Origin of the sequence: Pyruvatibacter mobilis, from assembly GCF_012848855.1 — a bacterium.
Taxonomy (GTDB): Bacteria; Pseudomonadota; Alphaproteobacteria; order CGMCC-115125; family CGMCC-115125; genus Pyruvatibacter; species Pyruvatibacter mobilis.
The window spans coordinates 631,158-652,619 of record NZ_CP051630.1 but is presented as its reverse complement, the minus strand read 5'-3'; the positions used below and the strand labels follow the sequence as shown (position 1 = coordinate 652,619).

At 65.1% G+C, this 21,462-nt stretch carries 18 protein-coding genes; 10 read left to right on the top strand and 8 right to left on the bottom strand.

Going from position 1 to position 21,462, the window contains the following annotated elements:
• Positions 1-62 precede the first annotated feature (62 nt).
• Entirely contained in the window at positions 63-1,088 is a 1,026-nt protein-coding gene (locus tag HG718_RS03045) for a 2OG-Fe(II) oxygenase family protein (RefSeq protein ID WP_160588965.1), read from the bottom strand.
• A gap of 129 nt (positions 1,089-1,217) precedes the next feature.
• On the opposite strand from HG718_RS03045, the gene HG718_RS03040 reads away from it, so the two are divergent.
• On the top strand, positions 1,218-1,490 hold the full coding sequence (locus HG718_RS03040; RefSeq protein ID WP_160588966.1) for a hypothetical protein: 273 nt from the start codon (positions 1,218-1,220) through the stop codon (positions 1,488-1,490).
• Between the two features lie 14 nt (positions 1,491-1,504).
• Complete coding sequence (locus HG718_RS03035; protein ID WP_160588967.1) at positions 1,505-2,011, top strand: MgtC/SapB family protein; 507 nt, start codon at positions 1,505-1,507, stop codon at positions 2,009-2,011.
• Between the two features lie 79 nt (positions 2,012-2,090).
• Here HG718_RS03035 and rpoD read toward each other — a convergent pair whose 3' ends face one another.
• The 3 genes from rpoD to HG718_RS03020 form a co-directional block, all read right to left on the bottom strand.
• The gene (gene rpoD, locus HG718_RS03030; RefSeq protein WP_027845426.1) at positions 2,091-4,121 is read right to left on the bottom strand and encodes an RNA polymerase sigma factor RpoD; all 2,031 of its coding nucleotides are present in this window, start codon (positions 4,119-4,121) and stop codon (positions 2,091-2,093) included.
• Positions 4,122-4,529: 408 nt separating this feature from the next.
• Positions 4,530-6,497 carry a DNA primase gene (gene dnaG / locus HG718_RS03025; RefSeq protein ID WP_160588968.1) on the bottom strand — a complete coding sequence of 656 codons (1,968 nt, stop codon included), beginning with the start codon at positions 6,495-6,497 and terminating at the stop codon, positions 4,530-4,532.
• Positions 6,498-6,849: 352 nt separating this feature from the next.
• Complete coding sequence (locus HG718_RS03020; protein WP_027845158.1) at positions 6,850-7,299, bottom strand: GatB/YqeY domain-containing protein; 450 nt, start codon at positions 7,297-7,299, stop codon at positions 6,850-6,852.
• Positions 7,300-7,641: 342 nt separating this feature from the next.
• On the opposite strand from HG718_RS03020, the gene carA reads away from it, so the two are divergent.
• Positions 7,642-8,859, top strand: coding sequence for a glutamine-hydrolyzing carbamoyl-phosphate synthase small subunit (gene carA / locus HG718_RS03015; RefSeq protein ID WP_160589025.1), 1,218 nt, complete (start codon positions 7,642-7,644; stop codon positions 8,857-8,859).
• A 29-nt stretch (positions 8,860-8,888) separates the two neighbouring features.
• On the opposite strand, the gene HG718_RS03010 is transcribed toward carA, so the two are convergent.
• Both HG718_RS03010 and HG718_RS03005 read right to left on the bottom strand, forming a co-directional pair.
• On the bottom strand, positions 8,889-9,179 hold the full coding sequence (locus HG718_RS03010) for a PDDEXK family nuclease (RefSeq protein WP_160588969.1): 291 nt from the start codon (positions 9,177-9,179) through the stop codon (positions 8,889-8,891).
• A 138-nt stretch (positions 9,180-9,317) separates the two neighbouring features.
• On the bottom strand, positions 9,318-9,674 hold the full coding sequence (locus HG718_RS03005; RefSeq protein ID WP_160588970.1) for an endonuclease domain-containing protein: 357 nt from the start codon (positions 9,672-9,674) through the stop codon (positions 9,318-9,320).
• Positions 9,675-9,893: 219 nt separating this feature from the next.
• On the opposite strand from HG718_RS03005, the gene carB reads away from it, so the two are divergent.
• The gene (carB, locus tag HG718_RS03000) at positions 9,894-13,148 is read left to right on the top strand and encodes a carbamoyl-phosphate synthase large subunit (RefSeq protein WP_160588971.1); all 3,255 of its coding nucleotides are present in this window, start codon (positions 9,894-9,896) and stop codon (positions 13,146-13,148) included.
• A gap of 360 nt (positions 13,149-13,508) precedes the next feature.
• Entirely contained in the window at positions 13,509-13,982 is a 474-nt protein-coding gene (gene greA / locus HG718_RS02995) for a transcription elongation factor GreA (protein WP_027845162.1), read from the top strand.
• A 477-nt stretch (positions 13,983-14,459) separates the two neighbouring features.
• Here the strand turns inward: greA and HG718_RS02990 are convergent, their stop codons facing one another.
• On the bottom strand, positions 14,460-14,951 hold the full coding sequence (locus HG718_RS02990) for an Lrp/AsnC family transcriptional regulator (RefSeq protein ID WP_027845163.1): 492 nt from the start codon (positions 14,949-14,951) through the stop codon (positions 14,460-14,462).
• Positions 14,952-15,065: 114 nt separating this feature from the next.
• Between HG718_RS02990 and HG718_RS02985 the strand changes: the two genes are divergently transcribed.
• From HG718_RS02985 to HG718_RS02970, 4 genes are all read left to right on the top strand, one after another.
• Positions 15,066-16,115: a mitochondrial fission ELM1 family protein gene (locus HG718_RS02985; RefSeq protein WP_160588972.1), complete on the top strand. Its 1,050-nt coding sequence runs from the start codon at positions 15,066-15,068 to the stop codon at positions 16,113-16,115.
• A 501-nt stretch (positions 16,116-16,616) separates the two neighbouring features.
• Positions 16,617-17,219, top strand: a complete 603-nt coding sequence (locus HG718_RS02980; protein ID WP_027845165.1) for a peroxiredoxin — start codon at positions 16,617-16,619, stop codon at positions 17,217-17,219.
• A gap of 218 nt (positions 17,220-17,437) precedes the next feature.
• Positions 17,438-18,415, top strand: a complete 978-nt coding sequence (trxB, locus tag HG718_RS02975) for a thioredoxin-disulfide reductase (protein WP_160588973.1) — start codon at positions 17,438-17,440, stop codon at positions 18,413-18,415.
• A gap of 109 nt (positions 18,416-18,524) precedes the next feature.
• Positions 18,525-18,965 carry a carboxymuconolactone decarboxylase family protein gene (locus tag HG718_RS02970; protein ID WP_160588974.1) on the top strand — a complete coding sequence of 147 codons (441 nt, stop codon included), beginning with the start codon at positions 18,525-18,527 and terminating at the stop codon, positions 18,963-18,965.
• Positions 18,966-19,352: 387 nt separating this feature from the next.
• On the opposite strand, the gene HG718_RS02965 is transcribed toward HG718_RS02970, so the two are convergent.
• Positions 19,353-20,006 (bottom strand): HAD family hydrolase, encoded by a 654-nt coding sequence (locus HG718_RS02965; protein WP_160588975.1) that lies wholly within the window; start codon positions 20,004-20,006, stop codon positions 19,353-19,355.
• A gap of 213 nt (positions 20,007-20,219) precedes the next feature.
• On the opposite strand from HG718_RS02965, the gene HG718_RS02960 reads away from it, so the two are divergent.
• On the top strand, positions 20,220-21,113 hold the full coding sequence (locus HG718_RS02960; protein ID WP_027844446.1) for a LysR family transcriptional regulator: 894 nt from the start codon (positions 20,220-20,222) through the stop codon (positions 21,111-21,113).
• The last annotated feature ends 349 nt before the right edge of the window (positions 21,114-21,462 follow it).

Genomic DNA, 21,462 nt, shown 5'->3' with positions numbered 1-21,462 from the left:
GCAAGCCCCCACAACAGGTTCCGTCTCCCCAGCCGGACCCCATCATAACGGCAGTGGCGCCGTTAGGACACCACCACGCCGGACTTGCCCGCCGCCCGGCTGCGCTGCTGCGCCGCCTTCTGGGCGGCCAGCCCCTGCGCGTCGGTGAAGAAGGTGAACAACCCGAAGCGCTGGCCCTGCGTCACCGGCAGCGCCTCATGCAGCAACGTGCAGGAGAAGATCACCGCATCCCCCGCAGCCGGCCGGTACACATCGCCGCCGAACTCCGGGAACACCACCCCACCGCCTTCATAGGAGGCCGGGTCGTTGAGGTTCACCGACATGGCGAATTTGCGCCACGCCGTATGCGGCGTGCCATTGTCGCGATGGCGGCCGAAGAAGCCTTCATCCTCCGCGTCGTAGCAGCCCAGCCGCAGCGCCTCCATGCTGGCCAGCTGAAACTGGAACGCGCGGAACATCATCGGCGCTGCCCGCCGCGCGATCCGCGCCTTCACCGTCTCGAACAGCTTCTTGTCCTCGAGGATCACATCAGCGCGCCGCTTGTAATCGGTCCGCACCACCTCATTGTCATTGGCGCTGCTGCTGGCGACACCGCCGGGCTTCTTGTCCTGCCGCGCCCAGTACTTCACCAGCTTCTCGCACAGTTCCGGCTCGAACAGCCCGCGCAGGGTTAGTACCGGCGCGTGCATCCCCTCGATGGAACGTGCACTGACGGTCTGCGCCGCAATCAGCGCCTGTGCTTCAGCGGCAGCCTTGGCCGGCTTCAGCCCGCCATCCAGCACCGCGATCAGCCGCTGGTCCGCCGCCACCACCAGATAAGCCGCCCCGTGAATGCCCACCGCCGGGCCATAGGCGCCCTTCGCGTCATACAGCACATGCGCCCCGGCCTCCGCGTCAGGCTCCGCCGCCTCGATGGCCTCAAAGCCCAGACCCGCCTCCGCAAAGGCCGCCTGTGCCTTGAGGCCGCCCGCCCCGCCAAGCGCCACCACGAGCGGCACCCCGGCAATGCGCTGGTCATTCAGCAGCAGCGGCGTCCCATCGGCCCGCTGCAAGGCTATCGTCGGCAGGCAATCCCCCGGTTCGATCATCCGGCATCCCTCACTCTGGCGCACAATGCGTCTGGTCCGGCGCTGGCGATAGCACGCAGCGCGCCGGAACAAAAGCAGCCCCCGGGGGTTTTGCCTTCAAGACCACCGGCTCATTGCAAGGAGGGTCCCATGACGCAGCCCCACCGCCCCCGTTCCGACAAACAGCCCCCGATGCCGCGCGATACCGGCGGCGCCGCCAAATGGCGCAAGGCCGCCTTCTCCCTCAGCATCGGCTTCACCATGCTGGCCTTCCTCGTCATCGGCGTGCTCGCCTATGTGCCGGGCATGACCACCTATCAGGAAGGGCTGATCCTGTTCGCCGAGCTCGGCGTCGGCGTGATGTTGGTCGCAGGCATCGCCTGGATGCTCGCCGCCAGCCTGCGCAAGCCGTCCGACCGCTAGCGCAGGCCCACCCCATGCCCGGCTTCACAGACATGGCCTATATCCCCCTGTGGGAAGCCTGCCTGCGCGTGCTGCTGTCGGCAGGCGCGGCCCTGGCGATCGGTTTTGAGCGCCAGTACAAGAACAAGCCCCTCGACCTGCGGCCATACACGCTTGTTGCGGTCGGCAGTTGCCTGGCCGTGCTCACGGTCATGGAGATTGCCTTCACCGAGCATGACAGCCAGCTGAGCATTGACCCCGCCAAGGTCATCGGCGGCGTGCTCGGCGGCATCGGCTTTCTGGGCGCCGGGGCCCTGTTCCGCTCCTCCGGCGAAGTGCATGGCGGGGCCACCGCCGCATCCATCTGGGTGATGGGCGCTGTCGGCGTCGCGTTCGGCCTTGGCGCTTACCCGCTGGCTGTGCTCGCCACCGTCCTGGCCCTGGGCACCCTGCTGATGGGCAGCTTCATGTCCAACCGGGCCGGCGCTGAGGTGGACGAAGACGAACAGGTCGCTGACACCGGCACCACCGGCTCATCGTAGCCCGACCCTACTCTGCACACAGAAAAAGCCCCGGCAGCGCAAAGGCTGCCGGGGCTTTTCGTGTTGCATTCCGCGGCGATTAGTTGTCGAGGAACGACCGCAGCTTGCGCGAGCGGCTCGGGTGCTTGAGCTTGCGGAGCGCCTTTGCCTCGATCTGGCGGATACGTTCACGCGTCACCGAGAACTGCTGGCCGACTTCTTCCAGCGTGTGGTCGGTGTTCATGCCGATGCCGAAACGCATGCGCAGCACGCGTTCCTCGCGCGGCGTCAGCGACGCCAGCACGCGGGTCGTCGTCTCACGCAGGTTCGACTGGATGGCCGCATCGATCGGCAGGACGGCGTTCTTGTCCTCGATGAAGTCACCCAGATGGCTGTCTTCCTCGTCGCCGATCGGCGTTTCAAGAGAGATCGGCTCCTTGGCGATCTTCAGCACCTTGCGCACCTTCTCGAGCGGCATGGAGAGTTTCTCCGCCAGCTCTTCCGGCGTCGGCTCGCGGCCGATCTCGTGCAGCATCTGGCGCGAGGTGCGCACCAGCTTGTTGATCGTCTCGATCATGTGCACGGGGATACGGATGGTGCGGGCCTGGTCGGCAATCGACCGGGTAATCGCCTGACGGATCCACCACGTCGCATAGGTCGAGAACTTGTAGCCGCGGCGGTACTCGAACTTATCCACCGCCTTCATCAGGCCGATATTGCCTTCCTGGATCAGGTCGAGGAATTGCAGGCCGCGGTTCGTGTATTTCTTGGCAATCGAGATCACCAGGCGGAGGTTGGCTTCCACCATCTCCTTCTTGGCAATGGAGGCTTCGCGCTCGCCCTTCTGCACTGTGTTGACGATGCGGCGGAACTCGGTGATTTCCACACCGGTTTCCTGCGCCAGGCCCTGAATCTCCGTGCGGATGTCCTTGATGGAATCCCGCTCTTCGCCGACGAAGTCCTTCCAGCCCTTGCCCTTGAGGCGGCCCACACGGCGCGCCCAGTTGGGATCAAGCTCGTTTTCGAAATACTGCTTGAGGAACTCCGCCCGCGGCACGCCGTGGCTTTCCGCCAGGCGCATCAACTGGCCTTCAAGGCTCACCAGCCGCTTATTGATGGCGTAAAGCTGCTCAACCAGCGCCTCGATACGCGCATTGTTGAGCTGCAGGCTCTTCACCTGCTCGATGATGTCCGATGACAGCTTCTTCAGCCGCTTCTGCTGGCTTGCCGTCAGGTCCTCATTGTTGAGGCGCGCCTCGACGAGCTGGTCCTGCAGGCGGCGCAGCTTCTTGTAGTCACCGGCGATGCTGTCGAAGATTTCCATGACGGCCGGGCGCAGCTCGGCTTCCATCGCGGCCAGCGACAGGTTGGCGCCCTCGTCTTCATCTTCGTCGTCATCTTCCTCGCCGTCTTCGGACGCCGTCTCGTCGCCGTCGGCCTTGTCCTTGTTGTCGTTGACGGCAGGCGCGCCCGGCGCAGACGGATCACCCGGAATGCCTGGCGAGCCCGGCGGCACGGCCTTCTTCGCATCCGGCCCCGCATAGGTCGCATCAAGGTCGATGATGTCGCGCAGCAGCACCTTCGCCTCGTTCAGCTCCTCGCGCCACATGATGATGGCCTGGAAGGTGAGCGGGCTTTCGCAGAGGCCCGCGATCATCGTCTCGCGGCCGGCCTCGATGCGCTTGGCAATGGCGATTTCGCCCTCGCGGGACAGAAGCTCCACCGAGCCCATCTCGCGCAGATACATGCGCACCGGGTCATCGGTCCGCTCGAGGCTCGAGCCCGTGCGCGCCGTCGTGGCGACAGTGCCCGGCTTCTTCGCGGCTTCGACCTCGGTGCCGGTGGAGGCTTCCTCCTCCCCGTCATCGTCGTCGCCGTCTTCGGATTCCTCGTTCTCCACCACCGTGATGCCCATCTCCGAGAGCATCGACAGGGTGTCTTCGATCTGCTCGGAAGAAACCTCTTCCGAAGGCATCACCTTGTTGAGTTCGTCATAGGTGACAAAGCCGCGCGACTTGGCGGCCTTGATCATCTTCTTGACGGCTGCATCCGACATGTCGAGGAGCGGGCTGTCCGCGCCCTCTGCCGTTGCTTCTGTTTCTGCTTCTGCTGCCGCCGCTTTGCTCGCCATGTGGTCGTGCCACTCCTAAACCGCGTCCTGAAACGGGTCACCCGCCCTGTAAGCGCGCCCGTCCGGTGTCTCAATTCTGTCCCCGGCGTCACAAATCCGCCCGCGATGCCATGGGCTTCGCAGGAGGTGACGCCTGTTTCGGTGGCCGGGCGTCCCGGGAAATCACGCGAATCTCCCATCAGGCCGCCCCGCCCTTGGTCCGCGAGCAATCCGCGTGCCGGTTGGAGCTGTTCGCTTCCTGCAACCGTGCCGCGCTGCCTGCGCTGATGTCGTCCGGGCCGCCCTCACGGGCCGGTCCCTGAATTCTGCCGCCGTCTTCTAGGCCACCAAACCTTAAGGCCGCCTGTTCAAGACCGCCTGGTCAAACATGCCGGGTCGCGCCGGCTCATGTTCATGCCCATGCTGGTCTCAGCCGGTCAGATCATGATGCCCCTGCTCAAGCATCATCCGCTTGATCTGCAGGAGCCGCGCCCCGTTCTCTTCACTCGGATCCATCTCGAAGTCGGCTTGCGCGCGTTGCAGGTCGGCCTTCAGGCCATCCGCCGCGCATTCCTTCAACGTAGCCTCGAACCCTGCTTCGGCAACAGCCGGGTCCGCTTCCCCGCCGGTAAACGTCACCGTGGTCAGGGTCGGGTCGGACAAAAGCCGGTGCGCCACATGGCTCAACCCGTGGGTTTCCAAGTGGGTGTGCAGCGCCGTCCTGTCAAGATGGTCCCCTTGCGTGGCTACATCTATGATTTCATTGAGCAAACTGTCAAGCGACGCGTCCGATGTGCTGATCCCCGCCAGCGCCTCCACATGGTCTTCCACAAGCCATGGATGATTGAGCACCGTCAGCACAAGCAGTTGGTGCGCCCGGCTGGCCGTCGAGCCCACCGCACGGGCCAGCGATGATCGCTTGAGCGACGGGGTCGCCCCCAGCGCCGGACGGCCGAACCCGCCGCGTCCCCGGCTCCGGTTGCGGTCGGAGGAGCGGTCAAAGCGGTTGTCCCAGCCACCCCGTTGCGCCCCGCCCCGCTGCGGCAGCCGCCCCTGCTGGCCGCCGAACAGCGTCTTCAGCTGCTCCTCGAAGGTCTGCGCATAATGCTCGCGCACGGTGTCATCGCGGATCTGCCGCGGCATCGACCGCACCTGCCGCTGGAACGCCGCCCGCTGTTCCGGCGTGTCGAGCCTGCGGCCCGTCACTTCCTTTTCCCACAGCACCTTGTAGAGCGGCTGCGCCTGCGAGATCACGTCCCGCATCGCCTCCACCCCTTGTGTCTTCACCAGATCGTCCGGGTCCTTGCCGTCCGGCAAAAACGCAAACCGCACCGAATGCCCCGGCGTGAGCACCGGCAGCGCCCGCTCCGCGGCCCGATAGGCCGCAGCCTGCCCCGCCCGGTCGCCGTCGAAACACAGAACAGGCTCAGGCGCCAGCCGCCATAAAAGGCCGATCTGGTCTTCGGTCAGCGCCGTGCCCAGCGGTGCCACCGCATGCGGCAGCCCCGCCTGCGCCAGCGCGATCACATCCATATAGCCCTCGGCCACCAGCACCGCCTGCGCGTCAAAGGCCGGTTTCCGGGCGCGCGCAAAATTGTAGACGATGGAGCCCTTGTGAAAGAGCGGCGTGTCCGGGCTGTTGAGATATTTCGCCGGCACATCCGCCGACAGCGCCCGCCCGCCAAACGCAATCGTCCGCCCGCGCACGTCACCAATGGGAAACATGATGCGGTCGCGGAACCGGTCATACGGCTCACGGATGTCCTCTCCGGAAATGATGAGACCGGCCTCGGCCATCTGCCCGTCGGTAATATCCCGCAGGGCGAGATATTTGCGCAGTGCCTGCCGGTCGCCGGGCGCATAACCGATCCCGAACTCGGCAATCGTCTCGGCCTTGAGCCCGCGCCGCTCCAGATAGGCCCGCGCCTCCCGCGCCACCGGCTTGTCGAGCTGTTCGCGGAAGAACTGGTCCGCCATCTCCATGACGTCGATCAGGCCCGCGCGCTTCTTCTCGCGCTCGACCTCCTGCGGGGTCGCCTTGGGCAGCTCAACGCCCGCCTCCCCCGCCAGCCGCTCCACGGCCTCCGGGAAGCTGAGCCCCTCCATCTCCATCATCCACTTGAAGATGTCGCCATGCTTGCCGGAGGAAAAGCAGTGATAGAACTGCTTCTCGTCATTGACGAAGAAGCTCGGCGTCTTTTCCTGATTGAACGGCGACAGCCCCGCAAATTCCCGCCCTTTGCGCTTCAGCCCCACCTTGCGCCCGACAAGCTCCGACACGCGGATGCGTGCGCGGATGTCATCAAGAAGCTGGTCGGAATAGCGCATGGCGATATTGGTGCCACAGCCAAAGGCACGGCGCCAGATGATCTGTGGGGTGGGAGGTGGTTTAGCCACGTCAGATACCCCCCACCCGCATCCCTTCGGCTTGACCGGAGGGTCCACTCGCATGGGTGACGTGGCAGAGAGCCGGCGGCCCACGCCTGAGCGCTTCATCCACGACCTGCGGCAAGCTGTTCCGAGAGTAGGCCCCCCGGTCAAGCCGGAGGGATGCGGTGTTGGTGCTGCTGCTGGTGGTGGCGACAATAGTGGGCGCTACCCCTCCCCATCTCCTCTGTCATTCCGCGACTTGATCGCGGAATCCAGGAGCGACTTGCTCAAGCCGTGCCCTAGCGCTCTGGACCCCGCGATCAAGTCGCGGGGTGACACATAGAAGGGAGTGCGAACAGAAACGAGACCGGCGCGCGTGCTAGCTCAGCAGGTCCTTCACGGCCTTGCTGGCCTGGGAGAAATCCATCTGGCCGGCATATTTCTCTTTCAGCGCGCCCATGCACTTGCCCATGTCCTTGAGCCCGCCGGCATTGAGGTCCGCGATGATCTGCTGGCAGGCGGCGCGGGTTTCGTCCTCGCCCAGCTGCTTGGGCATGAAGCTTTCGATGATCTCAAGCTCCTCGCGCTCCTGCGCGGCCAGCTCCAGCCGCCCGGCCTCCTCATAGGTGGTGGCCGATTCGCGCCGCTGCTTGATCATCTTGGCGAGGATCTGGAGGATCTCCTGATCGCTCACCGCATCCTTGCCCTCGCTGCGGGCAGCGATGTCGCGGTCCTTCACGGCCGCCGTAATCAGCCGCAGGGTGGCCACCCGGCGTTTGTCACCAGCCTTGATCGCGTCCTTGAGGGCCGCGTTGAACATGTCGCGCATGGGATCGGTATCTTCCGGTTGAGAAACGAGTCGTCCGGCAGGCCCTGCACCGGGCGCCGGGGGTTGGGGGACAGGCCCCCGTTTCAGCGGCACCACGCCGCAACCTCTTTTAACCTGTTGATTTTTATACCAAATTTCAGCCAAATCACAGGTTGACGCGGGGCAATGCTCCCGCTAATTTCCGCGCCAATTTGCGCAAGCTTGAGCGATTTTCAAGCCCCCTGCACGCAAAACCCTGTTATCACACATGCGCATGGCCCCTTGCCGGGCCGGCCCGACCGACCTCGAGGGAGCCAAATCATGGTAGAGCCCAATCCTGACGCCCGCCTGCCCGAAACCGGGATGGGGGGAGTCGGCGATGGCTCCACCCTCACCAGCGGCACCCCCGGCTGGGACACAGAAGACCGCCCCACCACCGCCCGTCTCGTGCTGGCCGACGGCACCATCTTCGAAGGCATGGGGATCGGCGCCACGGGGTCAGCCCCCGGCGAGGTCTGCTTCAACACCGCCATCACCGGCTATCAGGAAGTGCTGACCGACCCCTCCTATGCGGGCCAGATCATCACCTTCACCTTCCCGCATATCGGCAATGTCGGCACCAATGACGAGGACCTCGAGACCTCCAACGAGGAGGCCGCGACCGGCGTCATCGGCTGCGTCATCAAGACCGACATCACCGAGCCCTCCAACTACCGCTCCACCAGCCACCTCAATGAGTGGCTGAAGGCCCGCGGCATCATCGGCATCTCCGGCCTCGACACCCGCGCGCTGACCAACCTCATCCGCGAGCGCGGCATGCCCAACGGCGTCATCGCGCACAATCCGGACGGTGTATTCGACGAAGACGCCCTGCTCGACCAGGCCCGCGCCTTCCCCGGCCTTGAGGGCATGGAGCTCGCCAGGGCCGTCACCACCGATGACGCCTATCAGTGGGACGAGACAAGCTGGAGCTGGGGCGACGGCTATGGCCGCGTCGCCAAGGCCAAATACAAGGTCGTGGCCATGGATTTCGGTGCCAAGCGCAACATCCTGCGCCTGCTGGCCGATCAGGGCTGCGCCGTGAAGGTCGTGCCCGCCACCACGTCTGCTGAAGACGTGCTGGCCGAAAACCCTGACGGCATCTTCCTCGCCAACGGCCCCGGCGACCCCGCCGCCACCGGCGATTATGCGCTGCCCGAAATCAAGAAGCTGATCGACTCAGGCAAGCCCATGTTCGGCATCTGCCTCGGCCACCAGCTCCTCGGCCGCGCCCTGGGCGGCACGACGCTCAAGATGAACCACGGCCACCACGGCGCCAACCACCCGGTGAAGGACTTCACCACCGGCAAGGTCGAGATCACCTCGATGAACCATGGCTTCGCCGTGGACGCCAATTCCCTGCCGGACGGCGTGACCGAAACCCACCGCTCGCTGTTCGACGGCTCGAATGCGGGCCTTGAAGCCCATGGCGGCCGCGTCTTCTCGGTGCAGCACCACCCCGAAGCCTCCCCCGGCCCCCAGGACAGCCACTACCTCTTCGCCCGCTTCGTTGATCGCATGGCGGAGGCGAAAGGCAAGTGACGCCCGCCCCCGCCTTCACGATCAGCGCCTCAGGACAGCGCCTGCGCCGTATCGAGCAGCGTCTGCCGCACGCTGTCCGGGTCCTGGCGCACCTGCGCGCCGGAGAGGCTGAGCACGCGCCATCCAAGACCGATCAGCTGCTCCGCACGCGGATCATCGGGCACCGGATCAAGCAGGATGGCGAGCCCCAGATCATGGCTGGCAAAATCCGCCGCCACGCACGCGACATCCCTGCCTGCAGCAAAGCCATGCGGTGCGAGGCGGTAATACAAAAACATGTCAGCCAGCATCCGGCGCGCAAGTGTGTGGTTGTCTGTCATGGGGCAGATGTAGGGCGCGTGGCGCGTATCGCCACCTCAGCCCCCCTCACCCTCTCCCCGGTGGAGAGAGGGAACCTGGGTACGGCGAAAGACCTTTTTTCCCTCGCCCCTTCGGGGAGAGGGAGGGGCCCGCGGCCGTCAGGCCGTGGGAGGGTGAGGGGTTCGGCGCAAAAGCTCTCGCCTGATCCCTTCAAGAACACCCCCCGTGTTTCCCAGGATCTCATTGTTCCAAAAACGGATGACCTTGTAGCCAGCCGCCTCAAGCGCAGCGGTGCGCACCGCATCGGCCTCCTCCGAGTGCTGTCCCCCATCCGCTTCAACGATCAGCATTGCTTCGACGCAAAGAAAGTCAGCGATGTAACGCCCAACGGGCACCTGACGCCGAAACTTCACACCTTCGATCTGCCGATTGCGCAGGTGCGACCACAAGAGCTTTTCGGCATCCGTCCCGCCGCGGCGCAGGGTTCGTGCTCTGTTGATGCCCGATCGTTTCATTCAGCCAGTCCGTTCACCTCACACGCTGCCCCCCTCACCCTAACCCTCTCCCCCGAGGGGAGAGGGAATTTGGGTGCGGCAACACCTTCCGTTCCCCTCGCCCCTCCGGGGAGAGGGAGGGGCCCGCGCGCATCAGCGCGTGGGAGGGTGAGGGGTGAAGCGCCTGACCGTCATTCCGCTGCCCCCGCCTGCCGCCCCGCCAGAGAGTATAGCTAGACCATGCCCAAACGCACTGACATCAACAGCATCCTCATCATCGGCGCCGGGCCGATCATCATCGGGCAGGCCTGCGAGTTTGATTACTCGGGCACCCAGGCCTGTAAGGCGCTGAAGGAGGACGGCTACCGGATCATTCTGGTGAACTCCAACCCGGCGACGATCATGACCGACCCGGAGCTGGCGGACGCAACCTACATCGAGCCGATCACGCCTGACGTGGTGGAAAAGATCCTGCGCGCTGAAAAGCCCGACGCGGTGCTCCCCACCATGGGCGGCCAGACGGCGCTCAACTGCGCCCTGGCGCTGGCTGAAAAGGGCGTGCTGGAGGAACTCGGCATCGAGCTGATCGGCGCCAACAAGGACGCCATCGAAAAAGCCGAGGACCGGCTGCTGTTCCGCGAGGCGATGGACAAGATCGGCCTCGAAAGCCCCCGCTCGCTCATTGCCCACACCATGGAAGAGGCGCTGGAAGGCCTCGACTATGTGGGCCTGCCCACCATCATCCGCCCGTCCTTCACCATGGGCGGCACCGGCGGCGGCATCGCCTACAACAAGGACGAGTTCATCGAGATCGTCACCCGCGGCCTCGATGCCTCCCCGGTCAACGAGGTGCTGATCGAAGAATCCGTACTCGGATGGAAGGAGTATGAGATGGAGGTCGTCCGCGACAAGGACGACAACGCCATCATCGTCTGCTCCATCGAGAACATCGATCCCATGGGCATCCATACAGGCGACTCAATCACCGTCGCCCCTGCCCTCACGCTGACCGACAAGGAATTCCAGATCATGCGCAACGCGTCGATCGCGTGTCTGCGCGAGATCGGCGTGGAGACCGGCGGCTCCAACGTGCAGTTCGCCGTCAACCCGCAGGATGGCCGGCTTGTCGTCATTGAAATGAACCCGCGCGTGTCGCGCTCCTCAGCGCTGGCCTCCAAGGCCACGGGCTTCCCCATCGCCAAGGTGGCCGCCCGCCTCGCCGTCGGCTACACGCTGGATGAGCTCGACAACGACATCACCGGCGTCACGCCCGCCTCGTTCGAGCCGACGATTGATTACGTCGTCACCAAGATCCCGCGCTTTGCGTTTGAAAAATTCCCCGGCGCCAAGCCGCACCTCACCACCGCCATGAAGTCGGTGGGCGAAGCAATGGCCATCGGCCGCACCTTCCAGGAAAGCTTCCAGAAGGCCCTGCGCTCGCTGGAAACCGATTTCGACGGCCTCACGGAAATCCCCGTGCCGGGCCTTGGTGAAGGCGACGACAAGAACGCCATCCGCGCAGCCCTCGGCCAGCCCACCCCCAACCGCGTGCTCACCGTCGCCCAGGCCATGCGCCACGGCCTGACGGACAAGGAAATCCACGGGCTCTGCAAGATCGACCCGTGGTTCCTTGAGCAGATCCGCGACCTGGTGGAGACCGAGGCCCGCGTCATCGAGCACGGCCTGCCGACAACCGCCAAAGCCTTCCGTATGCTGAAGAGCAAGGGCTTCTCTGATGCCCGCCTCGCCAGGCTGGCGGGCCTAGAGGAAAAGGCCGTCGCGGAAAAGCGCCGCGCCCTCAATGTGCGCCCGGTCTACAAGCGCATCGACACCTGCGCCGCCGAGTTCGCCGCCAAGACGCCCTACATGTACTCGACCTACGAGATGACAGGCCCCAACGGCGCGGCAGAATGCGAAGCCGGCGTGTCCGACCGCAAGAAGGCCATCATCCTCGGCGGCGGTCCCAACCGGATCGGCCAGGGCATCGAGTTCGATTATTGCTGCTGCCATGCCGCCTTCTCGCTGGCGGATGCGGGCTATGAATCGATCATGGTCAACTGCAACCCGGAAACGGTCTCGACCGACTACGACACCTCCGACCGTCTCTATTTTGAGCCGCTGACGGCCGAGGATGTGCTGGAGCTGATTGCCGTCGAGCAGAGCAAGGGCACGCTCGCAGGCGTCATCGTGCAGTTCGGCGGCCAGACGCCGCTCAAGCTCGCCACAGCGCTTGAAGAAGCCAATGTGCCCATTCTCGGCACCCCGCCCGACGCCATCGACCTGGCCGAGGACCGCGACCGCTTCAAGGCGCTCCTGGATGATCTCGGCCTGCGCCAGCCCGCCAATGGCATCGCGCGCTCGGCTGAGGAAGCCCGCAAAATCGCCGAGGACATCGGCTTCCCCGTCGTCATCCGCCCGTCTTATGTGCTCGGCGGCCGCGCCATGGAAATCGTCCACGGCGTCACCGACCTTGAGCGCTACATGAAGGAAGCCGTTGTCGTCTCCGGCAAGAGCCCGGTGCTGATCGACAGCTATCTGCGCGACGCCACCGAAGTGGACGTGGACGCCCTGTGCGACGGCGAGGACGTGTTCGTGGCCGGCATCCTGGAGCATATCGAGGAAGCCGGTGTGCATTCCGGCGACAGCGCCTGCTCCATGCCGCCCTTCTCGCTCTCCGACGACATCATCGCCGAACTCGAAAAGCAGACCGCCGCCATGGCGCTGGCGCTCGGCGTCGTCGGCCTGATGAACGTGCAGTTCGCCATCAAGGACGGCGACATCTATGTCATCGAGGTCAATCCGCGCGCCAGCCGCACCGTACCCTTCGTCGCCAAGGTGCTGGGCGCTCCCGTCGCCGGCATCGCCTCGCGCGTGATGGCGGGCGAGAAGCTCAAGGACTTCAACCTGAGCAAGCGCAAATACGACCACATCGCCGTCAAGGAAGCCGTGTTCCCCTTCGCCCGCTTCCCGGGCGTGGACACCATCCTGGGGCCGGAAATGCGCTCCACCGGCGAGGTGATGGGTCTCGACCGCAGCTTCGGCGTCGCCTTCGCCAAGAGCCAGATCGGCGGCGGCACCACCGTGCCCAAGGAAGGCACGGCCTTCATCTCCGTGAAGGACAGCGACAAGGACCGCATCGTGGCGCCGGCCCGCCAGCTCATCGAGATGGGCTTCAAGATCGTCGCCACCTCCGGCACCGCCCGCTTCCTTGAGGAGCAGGGCGTGGCAGTGGAACGCATCAACAAGGTGCTGGAAGGCCGTCCGCATATCGTGGACGCGATCACCAACGGCCAGGTGCAGCTCGTCTTCAACACCACCGAAGGCGCCCAGGCACTGGCCGATTCGGCCTCGCTCCGCCGCGCCGCCCTGCAGAACAAGGTGCCCTATTACACCACCCTGTCCGGTGCCATCGCCGCGACCAAGGCCATTGCCGCCATGCGCGGCGATGAGCTGCACGTGGCCTCCCTGCAGAGCTACATGACAGCCGCCGAATAGGCCCGGTCTGCCCCGGAAACGCTGACACCATGTCAGCCTTCCGGGGCCCGCGCCGATTCCCCGTGCAGCCTATTGACGGCGCGCGGAATATGTCTTGAACTAGGGTTTCTCGCCGGGGCCTTGCTCCGGCGTCTTTATTTTCGTCCCTGAAGGCCTCCCGGCCCGGCCCGTGCACGACGGCGGTCAGCAGATCCCCGCCACAGGCCACAAGGCGCTGCCCTTCAGGGTCATTTCGCGAGTTTGTGCGAGGCGAACCATCCCTTGGGAAGGGAAGGCGCGCCCTCCCTGACACGGACAGCTCTTCCGCAAGGAAGGCCCGTCGGTGACAGGGAGTTTTGCTTTGGTGGATGGAAGAACGACATGGACAAGATCCCCATGACAGCCGCTGGACATGCGGCCATGGAGCAGGAACTGAAGCAGCTCAAGTCGGTTGAGCGCCCGCGCATCATCGCGGCGATCTCCGAGGCACGCAAACATGGCGACCTGTCCGAAAACGCCGAATATCACGCCGCCAAGGAACAGCAGGGCCTCAACGAAGCCCGCGTGGCCGAGCTGGAAGACGCCCTTGCCCGCGCCGACGTGATCGACGTGTCCAAGCTCTCCGGCGATACCGTGACCTTCGGCGCCACCGTCGAGATCGTCGACGAGGACACCGACGAGGAAGTGACCTACCAGATCGTCGGCGACAACGAAGCCGACGTGAAGCAGGGCCGCATCTCCATCTCCTCCCCCATCGCCCGCGCCCTGATCGGCAAGTCCGAAGGCGACAGCGTCGAGGTAGCCACCCCCGGCGGCGGCAAGAGCTACGAGATCCTCAAGGTCCGCTTCAAGTAAGCCGAGGCCAGCAAGGATTGTGGGGCGGTAAACACACCACGCAGGCATCCGCGAAAAATCACCTCTCCCCTCGCGGGAGAGGTCGGTGCGTAAGCACCGGGTGAGGGGGTGAACCCATCCCCCCGCACCCGGTCTGAAATCCATCACCACCGCTGCCGCCCCATCACCCTCCCACGGGCTAACGCCCGCGGGCCCCGCCCTCTCCCGCACCTTGTCTGCTTCCGGCGGACAAGCTGCCGAAAGGGGGAGAGGGGTCAGAAGGCGCGCCCTGCGAAGTAACCCCGCATCCCTCCGGCTTGACCGGAGGGCCTACTCTCGATTCCGCTTGCCGCAGAGGATGAGGACACGCTGCACACCAGGCAACCCGCGCCGCCCTCGTCGGCCAAAGCGAGTGGACCCTCCGGTCAAGCCGGAGGGATGCGGGTTGTTTGGATGGAAAAAGAAAAAAGCCCCTCGACCGGAGGCTGCCCCTCCCCCTTACGCCTCCACCGGCTCCATCAGGTCTACCGGCACGCCGGGATCATACTTCGACCGGCGGATCGTCAGCGACGTGCGCACATGCGCCACGTTGGGAGCCGGGGTCAGGCTCTCGGTGAGAAAACTCTGGAAGGTGGCGAGGTCCGGCGCGACGCATTTCAGGATGAAATCGATCTCGCCGTTGAGCATGTGGCACTCGCGCACCAGCGGCCACTCGGCGACGCGGGCCTCGAACGCCCGCAGATCCGCCTCGGCCTGGCTGTGCAGCCCCACCATGGCGAACACGGTGACGTCAAAGCCCAGATCCTGCTCGGACAGCTGTGCGTGATAGCCGCGGATCAGCCCGGCCTCTTCCAAGGCCCGCACCCGGCGCAGGCAGGGCGGCGCGGAGATGCCGACGCGTTTTGACAGCTCCACATTCGTCATGCGGCCATCGGCCTGCAATTCGGCGAGGATCTTGCGGTCAATGGCGTCGAGCTTTACGCGCTGCATGAAGGCGGCCGTCCCTGCTATCTATGGATCTGTTTTTGACTCGGCGGGTTATGCCGCTGTTACTAGCCCAGCCCCCGCCTGCCACGCAATATAATTGCGCATTAGTGATAGATTATGTCCCAAGCCCCGACGGAATCCGCCGCCCGACCCAGCGCCTCCCGGCCCGATGCCTGGGTGCTGTCCGGCGGCGCGCGGGGCATGGAGAACCAGGCCATGGCCCTGGCCGAGGCGGCGGGCTACACCCCCCTGCCCGTGCGGCTGGATGCCCGCGCCCCCTGGCGCTGGCTGCCCGAGGCGGCCTGGCCGCTATGGGGCACTGCCGCCCGCAGGCTGTCGCCTGAAAACCGCCGCCTGCTGGAAGGCCCGCTGCCCCAGCTCGCCATCGGCTGTGGCCGTCTCTCGGTGCCCGTCATGGCCTGGCTGCGGCGCATGGCGGGCCCCCGCACCTTCACCGTCCAGTGCCAGGACCCGCGGGTGAGCCCCGCCTTGTTTGATCTCGTGGTGCCGCCCGAGCATGACGCCATGCCCCCGGCCGACAATATCCTGCCCCTGACGGGCTCCCCCAACCTTGCCCTGCCCTGGCGGCTCAAGGAGGCAGCCGAAACCTGGCGCGCAGCCTTCAGCGACCTCCCCCGGCCGCTCATCGCGATCGCCATCGGCGGCCCCAGCAAGGCCTACCAGATGCGCACCGCGGATGTGGACGCCCTGTTTGCCTGCCTTGAGAAGATGGTCGCGGGCTCCGGCGGCAGCCTCGCCATCACCGCCTCCCGCCGCACCGGGCCGGAGAACGAGGCAGTGATCAAAGCCCATGCAGACCGCCTCGGCGCCTGGCTATGGGACGGCGACGGCCCCAGCCCGATCCTCGGTCTCTATGCCCTGGCCGACGCCGTGGTGGTGACCCAGGACAGCGTCAACATGGCCGCCGAAGTAGCCGCCAGCGGCACCCCGCTCTACGTCGCGCCGCTTGAGCCCGTGTCCGGGGCGCGGGCGGAAAAGTTCGAGCATTTTCACGATACCCTGCGCGCCCGCGGCATCGCCCGCGAACTCACTGGCGAGCTCGACAGCTGGACCTATCCACCCCTCACCGAGACCCTGCGCGCGGCCGCTGAGATCCGCACCCGCATGGCCGCCCGCGGCTTCACCCTGCCCCCGGAGCGCCGCTAGGCGCAGCTGGGAGCGATTCACCAAATCCCTCAGCTGCAGGTGCCAAGGGATTCTCCGGACTCGTCTTTTTCCGTTTATCCACAGGCCGGAACGTCAGACGCCGCAAAACCGTCCGCATACCGCTCAAACGACCTCACGAACGCTCCTCAGGCGCGCTCCCCCGCCGACTCGATTCAGCAGCATCACCGCCTAAGTGATTCAGAAGACTCACGCTTCCGGCTTATCCACAGCCACCCCGTCACGCGCCCATTCAAGCAGCAATCACCCGCCGCCCGCCGCATTCCCGCGCACCTCATGCGCCTGCGTCAAAATGACGGGCCAGCCATGCAGAATCCGGCCGGATGCGGCCTTGTATTTAATTGGAAGAGTTCTAATTTGCAGTCCTGCGGGAGCCGGAGCATCCTTAAAGCCCTGGCCAAAACCTCCTCCCCCTCTGGCATGAGGCCCGGGCGGCTCCCCACTCATTCGACTGTTTAGTGACCGCTTGAAGGAGCCACATTTATGAGCGTTCTCGTTGGCAAGCCCGCCCCTGATTTCACTGCCGCTGCCGTCATGGAAGATGGCTTCATCAAGGAAGATTTCCACCTGATGGAGCACCTAAAGGGCTCCTACGGCGTGGTCTTCTTCTGGCCGCTCGACTTCACCTTTGTCTGCCCCAGCGAGATCCTCGCCTACTCCAACCGCGTGGAGAAGCTTGCCGGCATCAACACCAAGGTGGTCGGCATCTCCATCGACAGCCAGTTCACCCACTATGCCTGGCGCAACACGGAGCCGAAGGATGGCGGCCTCGGCCCGGTGAAGTTCCCGATGGTGGCCGACGTCTCCAAGCAGATCACCCGTGAATACGGCATCCTGCACCAGGACGAAGTGGCCCTGCGCGGCACCTTCGTGATCGACCGTGACGGCATTGTCCGCCACCAGCTCGTCAACGACCTGCCGCTCGGCCGCAATGCGGACGAGACTGTGCGCATGGTCGAAGCCCTCCAGTTCCACGAGGAAGTGGGCGAAGTCTGCCCCGCCGGCTGGCAGAAGGGCGACGAGGGCATGAAGGACACGGCTGAAGGCGTCGCCGATTACCTCGGCAAGCACGCCGACGCCCTTTAAGGTGATCCCGCAGCGCCCCTCGCCCCTCTCGTGAGGGGCACCCGGGGCGCTGCGGACCCGGTTTTCCGGGGCCTGTCATATTGGTGTGAGCTGACCCGTCATCATGGGGCCCGGCAATTGACACCAAGGAGCAAGGCCCCATGTTGAAGGCGCTTGGGAAGATACTGGGGATTCGCCCCGGACGCTCTTCCCCCAAAAGGACTGCGGAGGGCCGGACCATGGCCAATGAAAACGTCAAACACTCAAAGGTGCTGATTATCGGCGCAGGGCCCGCAGGCTACACAGCCGCGATCTATGCCGCCCGCGCGATGCTCAAGCCCGTCATGGTGCGCGGCCTCCAGCCCGGCGGCCAGCTGACCATCACCACCGAAGTCGAGAACTACCCCGGCTTTGCCGACGTCATCCAGGGCCCCTGGCTGATGGAGCAGATGGAAGCCCAGGCCCGCCATGTGGGCACCGAGATGATCGAAGACACGATTGCGTCGGTCGATTTCACGGCCAAACCGTTCCGCGCCATCGGCGATGGCGGCGATGTCTATACGGCGGATTCGGTCATCATCGCCACCGGCGCCCAGGCCCAGTGGCTCGGCCTGCCGTCTGAAGACAAGTTCCAGGGCTTCGGCGTCTCTGCCTGCGCCACCTGCGACGGGTTCTTCTATCGCGGCAAGAAGGTCGTGGTGGTCGGCGGCGGCAACACCGCCGTGGAAGAAGCCCTCTTCCTCACCAATTTCGCTGAGCACGTGACCCTGGTGCACCGCCGCGACGAGCTGCGCGCCGAGCGCATCCTCCAGGACCGCCTGCTCAACCACGAGAAGATTTCCGTCGAGTGGAACCAGACCGTCGATGAGATCCTCGGCGGCGAGGACCCGCTGGGTGTCACCGGCGTCCGCCTGAAAGACACCAGGACCGGCGCCACCAAGGAGCTTGAAACCGACGGCGTGTTCATCGCCATCGGCCACAAGCCCGCGACCGAGATCTTCCGCGGCCAGGTGGAGATGAAGGACTCCGGCTACATCATCACCGAGCCGGATTCGACCGCCACCAACATCCGCGGTGTCTATGCCGCCGGTGACGTGACCGATGAAACCTACCGCCAGGCGGTGACCGCCGCCGGCATGGGCTGCATGGCCGCCCTTGAGGCCGAAAAGTTCCTCGCCGAACTCGAGGCTGTCGGCGGCAAGGTGGCCGCAGAGTAAGAAAAACGCCGGATCCGGCATTGGATCCGTCACACAGCCCCTTTGCAGATCGTCCTGTCTTACACGGCGCACAGCGCCATCAGACACACGGTCCGCAAAGGGGTTTTTCATGTCCGGTAACCGCGTCACCATCTACAAGACCGCAGCCAAGGCCGTTAAGGCCTTCACCGATGTCGAGGCCTTCCTCGACAATGCGGGCCTCGACCCGCTGCTCCGCCACCTGATCAAGCTGCGCGTGTCGCAGATCAATGGCTGCGCCTTCTGCGTCAACATGCATATCCGCGAAGCCCGCGAGGACAACGAGGCCGAAGCCCGCCTCGACCATCTCGTCGTCTGGCGCCACGTGGATGACTACACCCCGGCTGAACGCGCAGCCCTCGCCTGGGCCGAAGCCCTGACCACCCGCGGCACCGGCGAGAACCTCACGGCCCTGCACCGCGACCTCGCCGACCATTTCAGCCAGGAGCACATCGACGCGATCACCCTCGTGGTGGTGATGATCAACAACTGGAACCGCATGCAGATCGCCCTGCACAACGAGCAGTTCTGACGCTGCAGTCTCCAGGCATCACCATCCTCAACACACCCGCCATTGTCCGGCTTGACCGGGGAATGGCGGTGTTAGGGGCACAGGGCGCGAGAAAAATCACCTCTCCCCTTGCGGGAGAGGTCGGTGCGCAGCACCGGGTGAGGGGGTGGGCCTGTCCACATGCCACACCGTCAGAGACCCATCACCACCGCTGCCGCCCCCTCACCCTCCCACGGGCTTATGCCCGCGGGCCCCTCCCTCTCCCGCAAGGGGAGAGGGGCAAGTTCCGGCATCCGCATACCCACCGCTATTCCTCCGGCTTGACCGGAGGATCTCTTAGAGGCTCGGGCACACGGAGAGAGACCCTCCGGTCAAGCCGAAGGGCTGGCGGACATGCGCGGCCCGTCCTCACAGGCCCAGCAGCGCCGGCACTTCGGTCATGTCACGCACCACCCGGGCCCCGGCCTGCGCAAGCGCGTCCGCATCCGTATGCGGATCACCCGCATAGCCGATGACGCGCATGCCCGCGGCCATCCCGGCCTCGACACCCGGCACCGTATCCTCAATCACCACGCAGCTCTGCGGCGCATGGCCCATCTGCGCGGCGGCAAACAGGAACAGGTCCGGCGCGGGCTTGCCGTTCTCGACCATATAGGCGCTGAACACATCCGCGCCGAAATGCGCAGCAAGCCCCGTCCGCGCCAGCACCCGCTCCAGATAATCCGGCCCGCTCGACGAGCCCACGCAGCGCGGCAGCCCGGCACCCGCAACCTGCGACACCACCGCCTCGACGCCGGGAATGGCCGTCACGCTGCCCTCCACCGCCTCGCGGATGCGGGTGCGGGTGGCAATAGCCCAGTCCTCGGGCACCGGTCCCCCGAGCTCCGCTTCGATGATCTTCACCGTCGACATGATCGACCGCCCGCGAAAGCGCCTGTGGCTGTCCGCCGCCGTCGTCGGCCAGCCCAGCGCGGTCACGGCCTCCGCCAGCATGACGTTGGAAATGGTCTCGCTGTCCACGAGAACGCCGTCGCAGTCGAAGATCACAAGGTCCGGGGTCATCGGATCATCCGTCATCATCCGTGAAGGGAAGAGGTGGAACAGGTCTAGGCGACAGGATGGATCGCCACCAGTCACACTGGCTTTCCATTGGTTTCATTCTGGCGGACAAGTTTGACAGCTATTGCTCTTGCGCCGAATCACCTCACGTCGGATATATGACACTCGTTCAATAGCGAAAAAACGCTGCGGCAAGCAGGCAGGGGCCAGGGACTGATGGATTGGGACAAGCTGCGCATTTTCCACGCGGCGGCGGAGGCAGGCAGCTTCACCCATGCAAGCGAACAGCTGAATCTCAGCCAGTCCGCCGTCAGCCGGCAGATCTCGGCGCTTGAGGACTCGCTGGGCCTCACCCTCTTCCACCGTCACGCGCGCGGCCTGCTGCTGACCGAGACGGGCGAAGTGCTCTACGGAACCACCCGCGAAGTCTTCACCCGCCTGGCAGATACCGAAAACCGCCTGCGCGAGACCAAGGGCGAACCGTCCGGTGATCTCAAGCTCACCACCACGGTGGGCTTCGGCGCCAACTGGCTGGTGCCGCGCCTGAAGGAATTCACCGACCGCTACCCCAAGATCAACCTGCACCTGATTGTGTCAGACCGCGAGCTCGACCTCTCCATGCGCGAGGCGGATGTGGCCGTGCGCTTTCACCCGCCCGTGCAGCAGGATCTCGTGCAGCGCAAGCTCTTCCGCGTGCATTACCACCTCTATGCCACGCGTGATTACCTCGCCCGCAAGGGCGGTGAGCCGAAGACGCTGGAGGAGCTGGATAACCACGACATCGTCGTCTATGGCGACAACGTGCCTGCCGCTCTGCAGGACGTGAACTGGCTCGAGCGTGCCGGCCGCGGCAGCAAGGGCCCGCGCGAGCCCTATTTCCGGGTCAACAACATCTATGGCGTGCTCAAGGCTGTTGAATCCGGCTTCGGCATCGGCTGCCTGCCGGACTACATCATCCGCCACCACCCGGACCTGACCCGCATCCTGCCGGAGGCCGAGGTGCCGCATTTCGACACCTTCTTCGTCTATCCGGCGGAACTGCGGGACACCAAGCGCGTCACCGTGATGCGTGACTTCCTGCTCGAAAAAGTCCGCGAGTGGACCTACTGAGCCTGCCCTGTCCCCGCAGCGGCCCCAGTCCCTCACAGGCCCCTCGTGGCCCCCGCGCGGCTTGCACCTGGGACTGACCATAGGGTCACATCCGAAACTGACATAAAATCAGTGACTTGCATCTATGATGGGGCACATTAGGCGAGCTATGCGCTGTGTGCATGGTTGCCTTGTGTGCAGGATGCTTGCGGGAGAGGCAGCCGACGCCTAAATCTTCGTCATTCGCAGTGACATAAAACTGCAATCTTTCGAAGCCTCCTCTCCCCAAGACGAGCTTCGAGGCAGCATGCCACGGACCATTCCTCCCCTTGCGGTCCGGCATGCGCCGGCAGCCTGGTACCCCCCATAG